General features: G+C 54.5%; 15 protein-coding genes. 2 read left to right on the forward strand and 13 right to left on the reverse strand.

All coding sequences use genetic code 11. The features are described from left to right. The 4 genes from BP822_RS09450 to BP822_RS09465 form a co-directional block, all read right to left on the reverse strand. Positions 1-407, reverse strand: a 407-nt coding sequence (locus tag BP822_RS09450; protein WP_286878192.1) for a histidinol dehydrogenase, incomplete at its 3' end; no start/stop codon positions are given. Between the two features lie 26 nt (positions 408-433). After that, entirely contained in the window at positions 434-2,104 is a 1,671-nt protein-coding gene (locus BP822_RS09455; protein WP_286878193.1) for an ATP-dependent DNA ligase, read from the reverse strand. A gap of 21 nt (positions 2,105-2,125) precedes the next feature. Next, the gene (locus BP822_RS09460) at positions 2,126-3,133 is read right to left on the reverse strand and encodes a homoserine dehydrogenase (protein ID WP_013718649.1); all 1,008 of its coding nucleotides are present in this window, start codon (positions 3,131-3,133) and stop codon (positions 2,126-2,128) included. Then, entirely contained in the window at positions 3,130-3,636 is a 507-nt protein-coding gene (locus BP822_RS09465; RefSeq protein WP_013718650.1) for an amino acid-binding protein, read from the reverse strand. Before BP822_RS09465 ends, BP822_RS09460 begins: the two co-directional genes overlap by 4 nt. Positions 3,637-4,034: 398 nt before the next feature. On the opposite strand from BP822_RS09465, the gene BP822_RS09470 reads away from it, so the two are divergent. Then, positions 4,035-4,874 carry an SAM-dependent methyltransferase gene (locus tag BP822_RS09470; RefSeq protein WP_273277792.1) on the forward strand — a complete coding sequence of 280 codons (840 nt, stop codon included), beginning with the start codon at positions 4,035-4,037 and terminating at the stop codon, positions 4,872-4,874. 6 nt (positions 4,875-4,880) lie between these two features. Here the strand turns inward: BP822_RS09470 and BP822_RS09475 are convergent, their stop codons facing one another. From BP822_RS09475 to BP822_RS09515, 9 genes are all read right to left on the reverse strand, one after another. Further along, a complete protein-coding gene (locus BP822_RS09475) occupies positions 4,881-5,306 on the reverse strand; it encodes a hypothetical protein (RefSeq protein WP_286878194.1) in 426 nt (141 codons plus the stop codon). Beyond that, entirely contained in the window at positions 5,303-6,088 is a 786-nt protein-coding gene (dapB, locus tag BP822_RS09480; protein ID WP_013718653.1) for a 4-hydroxy-tetrahydrodipicolinate reductase, read from the reverse strand. The genes BP822_RS09475 and dapB overlap by 4 nt, the downstream gene beginning before the upstream one ends. Beyond that, complete coding sequence (gene dapA, locus BP822_RS09485; RefSeq protein WP_013718654.1) at positions 6,085-6,960, reverse strand: 4-hydroxy-tetrahydrodipicolinate synthase; 876 nt, start codon at positions 6,958-6,960, stop codon at positions 6,085-6,087. Before dapA ends, dapB begins: the two co-directional genes overlap by 4 nt. Next, positions 6,953-7,168: a 30S ribosomal protein S17e gene (locus BP822_RS09490; RefSeq protein WP_048132867.1), complete on the reverse strand. Its 216-nt coding sequence runs from the start codon at positions 7,166-7,168 to the stop codon at positions 6,953-6,955. The genes dapA and BP822_RS09490 overlap by 8 nt, the downstream gene beginning before the upstream one ends. A 49-nt stretch (positions 7,169-7,217) precedes the next feature. Further along, positions 7,218-8,567, reverse strand: coding sequence for a bifunctional hydroxymethylpyrimidine kinase/phosphomethylpyrimidine kinase (gene thiD / locus BP822_RS09495; protein ID WP_048131791.1), 1,350 nt, complete (start codon positions 8,565-8,567; stop codon positions 7,218-7,220). Positions 8,568-8,628: 61 nt separating this feature from the next. Then, a complete protein-coding gene (locus BP822_RS09500; protein WP_013718657.1) occupies positions 8,629-9,180 on the reverse strand; it encodes a hypothetical protein in 552 nt (183 codons plus the stop codon). A gap of 38 nt (positions 9,181-9,218) precedes the next feature. Next, the gene (locus tag BP822_RS09505) at positions 9,219-9,668 is read right to left on the reverse strand and encodes a DUF61 family protein (RefSeq protein WP_013718658.1); all 450 of its coding nucleotides are present in this window, start codon (positions 9,666-9,668) and stop codon (positions 9,219-9,221) included. 25 nt (positions 9,669-9,693) lie between these two features. Beyond that, entirely contained in the window at positions 9,694-10,893 is a 1,200-nt protein-coding gene (locus tag BP822_RS09510) for an HD domain-containing protein (RefSeq protein WP_286878195.1), read from the reverse strand. Positions 10,894-11,032: 139 nt separating this feature from the next. After that, complete coding sequence (locus BP822_RS09515; RefSeq protein ID WP_273277794.1) at positions 11,033-11,245, reverse strand: hypothetical protein; 213 nt, start codon at positions 11,243-11,245, stop codon at positions 11,033-11,035. 80 nt (positions 11,246-11,325) lie between these two features. Here BP822_RS09515 and BP822_RS09520 point away from each other — a divergent pair. Beyond that, positions 11,326-12,722: MFS transporter (locus BP822_RS09520; RefSeq protein ID WP_286878196.1), on the forward strand; the 1,397-nt coding region annotated here is incomplete at its 3' end.

A 12,722-nucleotide genomic window follows, 5' to 3' on the forward strand; every position in this document is an offset into this window, starting at 1 on the left:
CTGGGGTAGGCCGCCCTGCCCCCGGGAACGTAAGCTCCAACAGAATCCAGAGGAACGACCTTCTGGCCCACCAGCACCCCAGGAGATGCCTCGCTCATCCAGAGGTCATGCTCTTTTTGTTCATTATGGAAATAAAAGATATGATCCGCTGCCGAGGAGAGCGCCTCAATAAGCCTGTCATCCACCAGGTCGTATGATAGATCGATCTCCTCCTGGGTCACGCGCAGGTCATCGAGGTGGGCCCCTTCAAACTTCTCGGTGTACTTGAATAGAGCCTCATCTCCTTTCGACCCGACCTCCATGATGATCTCATTTACTGCAGGAAGAACATCCTGAATGCCCACATCCCTGGAGAGAAGTGAACGCAGATCCTCATCCTCGAGCTCGCTCAGCCTTTTAGTTATCACTTTAAAACCTCCTTCATAATACCCTTTCAGCGGGAGTTATTCCTTCCTCGCTGCACCCGGTAGAGGGATTCCACTCTCTCCAGGCTATCCGCTTCCTCCAGGGACTTGTCATCCCTCACCCTCACCAATCTGGGAAAACGAAGTGCATATCCCGATGAGTAGCTCTGGCTCTTTTGTATCTCCTCATAGGCCACCTCGAAGATCACCGCCGGCTTCAGCTCGACCTCCATCCCATTCTGCACCAGGATCAGCTCTCGGAACAGCTCAGTAAGCTCCGCCAGAGCCTCGTCCGTTAGGCCAGTGGCCACCCAGCCTATATCCAGGAGCTTGCTCGTAGCCTCATCCAGGCAGGCCAGCCGGTATGATCCCAGGAAGCTAGCTCTCCTGCCCTCGCCCCATTTTGCCCCTATCACTGCCAGGTCCAGGGTTTCCATAACCGGCTTTATCTTAAGCCAGTTCTTGCCCCTCTTTCCCGGAGCGTATACCGACATCGAATTCTTGAGGATCAGCCCCTCGTGGCCTTTTTCCAAAGCCTGGTGGTAGATCTCTTCTGCCTTCTGGACGCTGTCGGATATGACCTGATCTGCCAGTATCGATGGATCGGCGATACCCTCCAGCAGCTCCCGCCGTCTGGTCAGGGGCAGATCCACCGTACTTTGGCCATCAAGATATATCAGATCGAATAAAAATAAGTGCAGAGGCGTTTCTTTGGCCTGCTTTTCCACATTGTACTTCCTGCGAAAGCGCTTCAAAATCTCCTGGAAGGCCAGGGGTCTGGAGTCTTTGCCAATGGCCACCACCTCTCCATCCAGGATGGCCTTATCCGCCCTGACCTCCTGGGCCAGACGGACGATCTCGGGCAGGGACCTGGTCACATCCTCCAGCCGGCGGGAGAAGATGCGAACCCTCTTCCCATCCTTGTGGATCTGCACCCTGGCTCCATCGTACTTCCACTCTATCGCCGCAGACCCCAGCTCCTGCATGGAGGCGGAAATTCCCTCTCCCACCTGGGCCAGCATCATCTTGATGGGATGGTTGATCAGCACATTCAGATCTGCGAGCGTCCCTTTGCGGGCATTGACTGCCACCAGGCCGATATCGTTGGTCAGGTTGTAGGCCCTCTCCACTTTTGACGCATCCTGGGAAAAAGCCTGGGCGATGGCATCTCTAACTCCTCCTTCACCGATTCCGATTCTCATATCCTCTATTGCCAGGCGAGCGATATATTGCGCTTCAAGAGGAGTGGCCTGGCTGAAGAGATATTGCAGGTTCTTGACCTTGGCATCCTGGCTTCCCTTTCCCGAGGCCCGGGCCACGGCTACAAGCCTCTGATAAACCTCTTTGATGGAGAGCGGCTCATCTTTGATGAAGGCAGCAAATCCGATGGGCTTTTTCTTATCGACGGCCGCAGATGCCACCAGTCCCGGGTCCCCGGTAGCGCGCAGCATATCTGATATCCTCTCCGTCGAGCATCCACAGGCGCGTGCCATCGCCTCGTAAAGGATGCTCGGCCCCACCCCCATCACCAGGTCCATGCTGGGGGAGAAGAGATCCCCCATGATGAACCCTGAGGCAACTGCCAGATCATCATCATCCAAATTCTTCAGGAATGCTGCCACTAGGTCGATCTTTTCCAGAGAGCCGGAGACCCCCTCCACTCGCTGACAGAGCTCGGCGAAGCTCAAGAAGCTGCTCATTATCTGACCCGAGTCATTGATCTAGAATATGGCATCTATGCGTTTAGTCCGGTAGATGCTGATGATATCGGTGAGAATGGCCGAGGCCGTCTCTATGGAGCCTGCACCAAGACCCGATACAGTAATCGTCCCGGATAGATCGGTATAAATAGCAGCGGAGTTCAGGGTCCCGGCCACGGCCAGTGGGCTGTCCAGGGGCACCAGAGTGGGCCTGACTGTGAGTGCGGGCACATCTCCGATCAGCTTTATGGCATATCCTCTCTTCTTGGCCAGAGCAAGAGCCTCTGGAGTGACTCCTGTGATGCCGGTCACATTCACATCGGAGTACTTGACATTCATGTTGAACAGGGAGTTGGCCAGGATTAGCACCTTTCCAGCGGTATCCACCCCCTCTACATCATAGCTGGGGTCGGCCTCGGCAATGCCCATATCCTGAGCCTCGCTCAAGGCGTGAGCATAGGGTATGCCTTCCTCAGTCATGCGGGTTAGAATATAGTTGCAGGTGCCGTTGAATATGCCCCGGACGCCGAGGATCGTATTGCCTACCAGGGTGCGCTCAACCAGGCTGATCAGGGGCATGGTGCCGCCGACTGTGGCCTCGAACTTCAGCATCACGCCGTTATCCTCTGCCAGCTTCTTCAGGCTGCCGTAGGATACCACTAGTGGCCCTTTGTTGGATGTAACCACATGCTTGCCCGAGGCGAGCGCAGCTTCCATATGGCCCAGACCCGGCTGGCCGTGAACGATGTTGGTGGGAGTGACCTCGATCATCAGGTCGGAGTCAATGGCATTGATGGCCTCTTTCCCCTTCATGCTCGATGTGGCCACATTGGCCAGGGTCCTCTCGCCCAGGATCTTGTTCGCATCCACACCGTCCTCGGACAATACCGTTCCCGTGTGATCGGTGACGCTGACCAGCATCAGGTTCAGGCCCATATCCCGGAGGATCTCTCTCTTTCTGGTGAGAACGTCAACCACTCCGTGGCCCACAATGCCGTAGCCAACCAAGGAGACCTTAATATCTCTCATACTGCCTCCGTCTCTATGGGCTCGATAACAAGCAGCTTCTTCTCCTCGCCCACATTGCGCAGAATGGTCAAAGCCTTTTGGATCTCAGCCTTGCCGGTGGCGCGAATCTTGAGGTAGGCAGAGGAGGGCTCATTCACGCCGGGCATGGTCAGGGAAAGGTCCATCACCTCAGCGTAGCCGGTGGAGTCGATCCGGTTTATGGTGTCTCCCAGGTCGCTATCCAGCACATGGCCCACTAGCACAACTGATACTGCTTCGATGAATCGGTCCTCTCCCGCCCGGACAACAGAGATTCCGCTTTCTTGGAGCCTGGCCTGGACAGCCTCGATTCTTGAGCGGTCCATCTCCACGACGAATCGAACCGGGATCATGCCCCGGGGAGTCTTGCGGTCCCTGTGGTGAACCACGCTGATGATGTTGGCCTTGTTATCACTCAAGGGTTGCATCGCAAGGAGCAGCTGGCCGGGAACATCCTGCAGCTCTAAATCCATGGAAAGTCGCATAGCATTCCTCATATTTTGCTGGAATTCTCCTGCTGGTTAAATTAAATAAACCTTGTGCAGATGGGATCCGAGGGGTGGGCGTCTGTCCGATAGTAATTAATATTACCTCATCCAAGCAGTTGCCAACGAAAGTAGGAGGATCTTCATGGCAGGTGGAAATGGTCTGGCAATTGGATTGATGCTTATCGGTTTCGTAGTATTGTTTTTAGTGCCCCTGGTGTTCTTGACCAGCCTGTTTTGATAGTCAGGCGGGCCAAGGGGCTATTCTATTTATTTTATAGCAATTAGGTCTAATAAGGGACGTTAGTGGGTCCTGTAAACCATTGCTAGTAGTACGGATATTTTATATACCAACATTACTATCCGGAAGTGTGGATTCATTTACAACCTGGAGAGATATGTTCATTCAGCTGGAGGAAATCAATAGTCGACCTGAACCATTTGGGTTCTACACAGCGGCAGACCTGTGGACCGACGAACATACCTCAGAGCAAATGCTTGCATATCATCTCAATGCCGATATCGATGTATCATCCCGTCGAGGCGAGTTCATCGATCGATCGGTGGAATGGATTGCATCCCGCTTTAGTATTGGCGCCGACACCCGAATCGCCGATTTTGGCTGTGGTCCCGGGCTCTATGCAAATCGGCTGGCGAAGGTCGGTGCTAGTGTAATTGGTATTGATTTCTCTAAGTGCTCAATCAAGCATGCCCGAGAAGCAGCGCGAGAGGTGGGATTGACCATTGAATACATAAACCAGAACTACCTGGATTTCGAAACAGAACACCGCTTCGATCTCATTCTGATGATCATGTGCGACTTCTGCGCTTTAAGCCCGTCGCAGCGCAGGATTATGCTCGCTAAGTTCCACTCCATGCTTCTGCCAGGTGGGTCTGTCCTTCTCGATGTTTATTCCCAAAGTGCGTTCAAGCAACGCAAGGAGGCAAGCTCGTATGGAGTGAATCTTCTCGATGGATTCTGGTCCGCGGAGAAGTACTATGGATTTCTGAACACTTTCAAGTACGACGACGCAATGGTGGTTTTGGATAAGTACACCATCGTCGAATCGGCGAGAAAACGAACTGTCTACAACTGGCTGCAATACTTCACTCCCGAGTCGTTGTGGCGCGAGTTTGAGGTGGCAGGTTTCGCAGAGCAAGAGCTCTATGCTGACGTTGCGGGCGCGCCGTTTGATAAAATGGCCTCTGAGTTTGCCATCATTGCGCAAAAGAAATAGTGATTATTAAATGTCGATCTTAATGCCGAAGAGCTTCTCGAACCTTTCGTATTTTCCCCGGGCGCGGTAGATGTTCTGCCTGACATAGGGCGATCCCTCTTGGCAGGCGATCATATCCCTGATCTCGGCCGGGGTGAAGATGGCATCCAGCTTCTCCCGGGGCAGATCAGCAACCTTCACCTCTTCCTTTAGGAATTCAAGCGGCAGATCATCTAGCCAGCTCCAGTCCCTGCCATAGCGAATCAGTGCCAGATGCCCTTTTGCACACTCGGCCGAAACCAGCCACTCTGAATCAGTGCTATAATAGGCCAGGCTTTCCAGATCCGAGCCACAGGTGCTGCAGAAGCCAATCACATTCCTTGATTGGGAAAGGGGATTATGCCTCTCTCCATTGAAGAGAAGGAGCATCCCTTTCTCCGTCAACTGATTCATCTGGATTCTAGAACGTCCGCCATGCCGTAAATACCAGGCTTCCTGCCAACCACCCAGGTGGCTGCCCGCACTGCACCGCTGGCAAAAGCGGCTCTGCTATGGGCCTGGTGCCTGATCTCCAGCCTCTCGCCAGGACCCGCCAAAAGGACGGTATGGTCTCCTACGATGTCCCCTGCCCGCACGGCATGAACTCCAATCTCTTTGCCTCGCGGCATGATCCCGTTCCGGCCATAGACGACCTCCGAGAGATCCGACTCTCCCCGAGCTCTTCTTATAGCCTCCAATGTGGCCAGAGCAGTGCCGCTGGGTGCGTCCTTCTTTTGATTGTGATGGGCTTCTATGATCTCTATATCGAAATCGTAGCCTTTAAGAGCTGCTGCAGCATCAGCCACCAGCTTCCAGAACAGGTTTACTCCCACGCTGAAGTTGGGGGTTATGACCGCGGCCACATTGCCTTCTATTGCCTCTCTCATCTCGGAATGCTGTTCCGAAGAGATGCCTGTGGTTCCCACCACCAGATCGACACCTAGAGAGGCCGCTATGCAGACGTTTTTCACAGCTGCTTTGGCTATTGTGAAGTCGATGAGCACATCCGGCCTGGTCTCTTTCAAGACCTGCTCTAGCTGTGAGGCATCTTTTACCAGAACGCCCCCCTGAAGCGGCTTTCCCGCGCCGACCGCATCCAGGCCTGCCACCAGCTCCATCCCCTCAATCCTGGCCGCCTCCTGGATGACCAGGGTGCCCATGCGCCCCAGCGCTCCAGTAATCGCAATTCGAGTCATGCTCTCTCGCCCAGGGTCACCAGCAGCTCCTTTAGCATCTTCTCTTTATCTGCAGCCATCTCCCCCAGGGGAAGGCGCAATGGGCCGCCTGCCAATCCCAGGTACTTATGAGCAGTCTTCACAGGTATGGGGTTGGTCTCAAGGAACATCGCTCGAACCAGGGGAGCAAGCTCATAGTGCAGGGATCTTGCCTTCTCCAGGTCGCCCTTCATCATAGCATCCACCATTGCCACAGTCTTTCTGGGGGCAACATTGGCCACCACTGAGATCACGCCCTTTGCACCCAGGGCCATGGCTGGAAGCGTAAGATCATCATCGCCACAGAGAACGGAAAAGTCGCTTCCCCATGTCTGCTCAATAATTTGAGATAGCTGGGAAAGGCTTCCGCTGGCCTCCTTTATGGCCACGATATTCTTTATTCGAGAGAGCTTTGCCACAAGCTCCGGCTTGAGGTCGATTCCGGTCCTCTTGGGAACATTGTAGAGCACTATGGGGATGTCGCACTTCTCGGCTACGGTCTTGAAGTGCTCGAACATGCCGCGATCATTGGGCTTATTATAGTATGGGGTGATCAGCAGGGCAGCATGTGCGCCCGCCTCTGCGGCATGACAGGTCAGCTCCACCGCCTCGCGGGTGTTATTGGAGCCAGTTCCTGCTATCACCGGAACCGTGGAGTTCTCCACTGCGATCTCTATCACTCGCTTATGCTCTTCGAAGGTCAGAGTTGCCGCCTCACCGGTAGTGCCGCAGGGAACCATGCCTGATATTCCTGTTTTGCTCAGGTACTCTACGTTTCTCTTCAGACCCTCCTCGTCCAGGCTCTTGTCCTCATGAAATGGCGTGATTATCGCAGGAAGCACGCCGCTATACATCAACCTCGACCTCTCTTCTCGTACTTCTCTGCCTCATAACATTGGATATGTAGCCTGCTATGCGGTTGCGGATGGTTTTGTTCTTGATATCGGTATACTCCGATACCCGCAGCTTGTTCTGCTCAAAGTCAGGGCTAAATGAGCTCTCGTAGGTTCTCAACAGGTCCATCGCGAAATTCTTAATATAACTAGGCTTTACGCTTCCCATAATCAACACTCCAGCTAGATCAATCCTTTGTGCATCCTTGCTCCACAATTTATATCTTGCTATCATCCTCTAGAATGCCCCAAGCCCTGGACGCCGGCAAGCTGGCCAACAGTTCGACCAGCAAGGATGCTGAAGCCCCCAGCAGATAAAGCCTGGGCTCTTTACCCAGGACGCCCTCATCCCATATCGCAGCGGGCAGTAGAGCTGAGCCTTCCCCTTCGCTCAGCTCCTCCTCGCCCTTCAAATGGCATTGGCCAATTGCTGCCAGTTCATCCAATCGAGCGCGATCTATTATCGGGAGGCCAAGCTCTCTGCAGGATAGGAGGGCCTTTGGCTCTAAATCGATGGCCGCTTTTGCCAGAGGGTCTATTTTCATTGCGGCAAGGATCACAGAAGCGCTATCGCTCCTGCCACCGAATCGAAATCCTCCAAACCGGCATACTCTCTCCTCGATCTTTGTTAATCCTCCCTCCAGCGCTGCCACATCCTCAGGGCATCTGGCACCGGGAATGGCCATGGCAGGCCCTGCTCCTCCCTTCAGCATGAGATCGAAGAGCTCGTGAGAGTTTTCCAGCAGATCCACCGCCACTTCCAGATCGCACAGAACCCGGTAACGGCTCGCTTCAACTCTCAGGGCTGCAGACTGGTTTACCGGGCCCACCCCCTTTCCCACCCTGAGGCTCCCGCGAAGGGCACTCTTTGCGAACTCCTTTGCATTCAGGGCGGCGTTTTCAATTGAGCAGCCCAGGGCAAGAAAAGAGGTTAAAGCGGCAGAGAAGGTACATCCAATGCCGTGGTTCTCTCCTGGTATCCTTTCTGAGGGCAGAAGAGTGGACTTGTTGCGCACCATGAGCAGATCGGTGCAATCCAGGTGCCCTCCCTTGACGATCACCGCTTGTGCCCCCAGGCTCATGATACCGCGGGCGGCATGAGCAGCACTATCCATGTCGCGAACGCGGATTCCAGAAAGAGCCTCTGCCTCGAAGATGTTGGGGGTGACCACCCCTGCCAGGGGGATCAAGCGCTCTTTCAGGGCAGATACCGCATCGGGCCGAAGGAGCCTGCCGCCAGCCTCAGCCTCGATCACCGGATCCAGGACCAAAGGAATATCATTTGCCTGGAGGTGATCGGCTACTGTATCCACAATCTGGGCCGAGTGGAGCATACCGGTCTTGGCCCAGGCAATGGAAAAGTCCTCTGTGATCGATTCGAGCTGCGCTCTTACCTCTTCGGGAGAGAGTGCATAGACGTTTTGCACTCCCAGAGTGTTCTGGGCGGTGATGGCAGTGATGGCGGATGTTCCATGCAGGCCCAGGACGGAAAATGTCTTGATGTCCGCCTGGATTCCGGCACCTCCTCCTGAATCCGATCCGCCTATAGTCAGCACTACTTTCGGCATATCTTGGGCATTGAAAAATCAGGATGGCTTCAAGCGGCTTTATCCGGCTTCAGAATATCTTTCAGGATATCTTCTTCTCTGCCTCTGCCACCATCTCTTCCGGAAGGTCGTACTTCTGGGCGATCTTCAGGGCTTTGCGGTAGAGGCCGGCTTGCATATGCTGCTCAAAGGACTTCTTTGCTGCTTCCTGTTTCATTGGTCTGGGGAGGTCGAAGTCATCGGCGATCTCAGCAGCGTTCTTGACCATGCCCATGCTCATGCTCTTATTGAAAGCCTGGATGGCCGCCTGCCGGACCATATCCTCTGGCAGCCCGAACTCCTTGGCGTACTCCGCAGCTGCCCGGTAGAACTCGCTATCTATCTTTCTATAAAACGACCTCTGAGCGGCTTCCAGACGATGGTCGCTGGGAAGATCATATTGTTTGGCCAGTTCGGCAGCCAGAGAATAATCCCCCTTCTTCATATTGGCATCGTATGCCGACTTCACCGCATCCTGAAGCATCGAGTTCGGAAGGCCCAGATCCGACTTGATCTTTGCTGCCTCTTTGTAGGCCCCTGCGTTCATCTTCTCTTTAAACCGTCTTGCGCCTTCTGCCAGCTTATCTTCTGCCATATAATCCTCCACCGCTATCTTTTGATTTTATCGATCCTTCAGTCGCTGATATTTCTGTCCCGGAGATTGGTAATGAATGCATACTGTGTGGTTGTAGGAAGCTTCCGGCGAAGCTCTCGCACATCGGGAAGGTAGATTACGATCTGCTTGTTCAGCGGCTTCTCTTTGCCCAGTATCTTGCTTACCATCTCCACCTCTGCCTCACCCTGAATGCGGGCTCCACCACTGCCGAAATCAGGGGACATCTCAATGAGCATTGGCAGCCTGAGGCGGCTCCACAGGAATCTTGGAACTGACTCGGAGATCAGCTTCAGCTCTGACTTGTCCATAATGAAAAAGGTGTTATCCTTTCCCCTGATTCCGGGCTTCTCCATTGCCAAGAGCTCGGTCAGATTGAGCCGCCTGTTTGGCAGGTGCTGATTCATCGTCTGGATGGTCTTGACCAGTATGTTCTTGTTTAATCCTCTTCCTTCTCCGGAAAACGCCATTGGAATCAATCTCTCTTCTTTTGACTTAAAGGTAATCGTTATCGATGTCTGAGAATGTATGCTGCACAGTGCTCTTCTTCAGGTTCAAGCACCTTCTGGCAGCTTTTGCCACATCATCCCTCAATTCCGCTGGGGCGTAGACGCCGAATCGCCAGGTGGCCCTCTGGGCTCTCTCCAGGATGCTGACCAGGGGGGAGACCATTCGCAGGGGTCTGGTCTCTTCCCCGACCAGGGCGGGAAAATTGCCTTCAGAGCTATCGGGCAGGGGTGGATTGTCCACCAAGATGCTGCCCTGATCCACTCCTGCCTCCGCAGCTATCTCCTGAGCGATGATCTTCTCGCTTACCCTCTGCAGCGAGGGCTCCAGGCGTTCCAGATCCACATAGACCGCTCTTTTGAATAGCTTGCGAGTTCTTATGCGAGAGGCCATCTCCGCGGGATAGCCATCCGCTGTATCCAGGGCGGTGAAAAGCTGGATGTCGTCCATCTCCTTCACCTTTGCGGCGCTGGATATGCCATCTTCTATCATCCTTCTGATGCCCGAGGAGATCATGCACTCGGATATGCGGCAGACGTGATGGTAGTAGACCGCGGGGTGCATGAGCAGCCGGGAGATGAGAAGCGACGTTGCTGCCTGCACCCCACCAGCTTCCACCGCCAGCTGGCCCTGGTGAAGGGTCATCTTCTGCAATAGTCTCAGCCGGTCTATCACCCCATAGGCCACGCCGGTATAGTGAGCGTCCCGGATCAGGTAGTCCATGCGGTCGACATCGATCTCGCCGCTCACGATCTGGCCTTTGCCCTGGCCGTGGATGAAGGATTGGATATCGGTTGGCTTGAGGCCGTGTCTATCCAACACCTCCCCCAGCTCTCCTTTTTTCAGAATCTCGATGACGCTCTCGTGCTCTGTTCTCAGAAAGGGGGCCAGGGCTGACTCTGTGGCATGAGAGAGGGGGCCGTGGCCTACGTCGTGCAGGAGGGCGGCAGCGCCCACAAGCAAGCGATCATCCTCATCCAGGCCGAGGTGATCGGTGAGGTGAAAAGCCATATGGTAGGCTCCCAGGCTGTGCTCGAAACGGGTGTGGTTGGCCCCGGGATAGACCAGGTTTGCCAGGCCCAGCTGCTTGATCCAGCGGAGCCTCTGCATCTGAGGGGTATTGGCAATCTCCAGGGCCAGGCCCTCCAGCTTGACGTAGCCATGCACCGGATCTCGGACCTCTGTCATCAAAGAAGCCTTTTTAAATCCTGAACCTTAAAAATCTTGGCTCTTCGCGCGTTCTCAACAAGAGGTTTTTCACTGAGAGAAAAGACAGCATTTTGTGCATTCTTCCGGGACGCCGCCAGTCGACTCTTTCTTTAAACATCTATCTCAATCCAATCGACCGGCAAAAATCGCTATAAGGTCGCCCCTCAATTGCCAGGTACATGAATATCCCAGACCATGCCCATGCCGCCAGGGCGAAGACTATGGTGAACACGAGAAAGAATGTCAGCATGATCAGCAGGCCAAGAACGAATAGCAGAATGGATATCGCTGCATATTTCAGGCGGGTGGTTTTGTCTATCTTCTCATACATCTGATTCCTTTGAATGGGGAATTGCAGGCTATCAACTTTGCGGAACTCTTTTTAAGCCCTTGGTACAAGGCCCTTGAGCTATGGGATCCGGCTTGACAGAACTGAAGGCAGAATATCAGGATAAAGAACAGGAATCGGGCAGCAAGAACCGCTACATCGTCCTGGTTTTAGTCCTGACCGGCGTCCTGATGGCCGTTCTCGATGGCTCAGTGGTCAGCATCGCCCTGCCCACCATAACCGAGCACTTCCGGGTGTCCATCGCCGAGTCCCAGATGATAATGACCGCCTATCTGGTGACTATAACGAGCCTGCTTTTGATATTCGGGAAGGTGGCTGAGCGGGTGGGAAAGGCCAGGCTCTTCATGCTGGGTCTGGCCCTCTTCACCTCCAGCTCTCTTGCCTGCGGCATCTCCACCAGCCTGGAGATGCTGGTCTTATGCCGGATATTTCAGGCTACTGGTGGGGCGATGATGTTCTCCATAAGCGCGGCGATAATATTCCTCGCCTTTCCCAAGAGCGAGCAGGGCCGGGCCATGGGCTACATCGGATCGACGGTGGCCATTGGCAGCATCCTGGGGCCAACTCTGGGAGGCTTCATAGTGGACCTCTTGGGCTGGAGCTACATCTTTCTGATCAACGTGCCCATAGGCATAGTCCAGCTCCTCCTCTCCACCAGATACCTGAGAATCGAGGAGACGAGATCCAAGAGCCTGGAGGTGGACTGGATAGGGGGCCTGACCCTGATCGCACTCATCGTCTCCATGATGACATTTCTCGGCCAGCTCTCTTATGGCTTTGCCCCGACGCCGCCCATACTCCTCCTGGCCCTGATCTTTGTCCTATCCCTCTCCGGATTCATAATCAACGAGTCCAGGCAGAAGTCGCCCCTGCTGGACCTTTCCATCTTCCGCTACCGGATGTTTGTCCTGCCCAGCATCAGCATGATCCTCTTTTTCGTGGCCAACCTGATGATAACCGTCCTCGGGCCGTTCTATTTTGAGGGGGTGAGGGGCTATACTGCTTCGCAGGTGGGACTGATCTTTCTTATCGTCCCTGCCATCACCGTCTTCGGAGCGCCCCTGACCGGTGCCGTATACGACAGGCACCAGTTCAGGTACCTGGCAGCTCTGGGAATGTCGATCATGGCCCTCTCCATGATCGCTCTGGGATTCCTGGCAATGGGTGTGACAACTGACATCAGACAGCTCTTGATCTGCTTCGTCTTCATAGGGCTGGGAGCGGCGTTCTTCCAGAGCCCCAACAATACCGAGCTGATGAGGGCACTGCCAGTCTCCAAGATCAACATCGCCTCCAGCTTCACCGCCACCATCAGAAACCTGGGAATGGCACTTGGAGTCTCCCTCTCCGGCCTTCTGGTCTCGCTGCAGATGGCCCAGGCCGGTTACTATGGGACCATATCCGATGCCGGCCCTGCGATCCTCGCAAGCAGCATAAGCCGTGTGATGATGATCGCAGG

The sequence above is a fragment of the Methanosaeta sp. UBA458 genome (assembly GCF_002496085.1).
In the GTDB taxonomy this organism is placed as follows: domain Archaea; phylum Halobacteriota; class Methanosarcinia; order Methanotrichales; family Methanotrichaceae; genus Methanothrix; species Methanothrix soehngenii.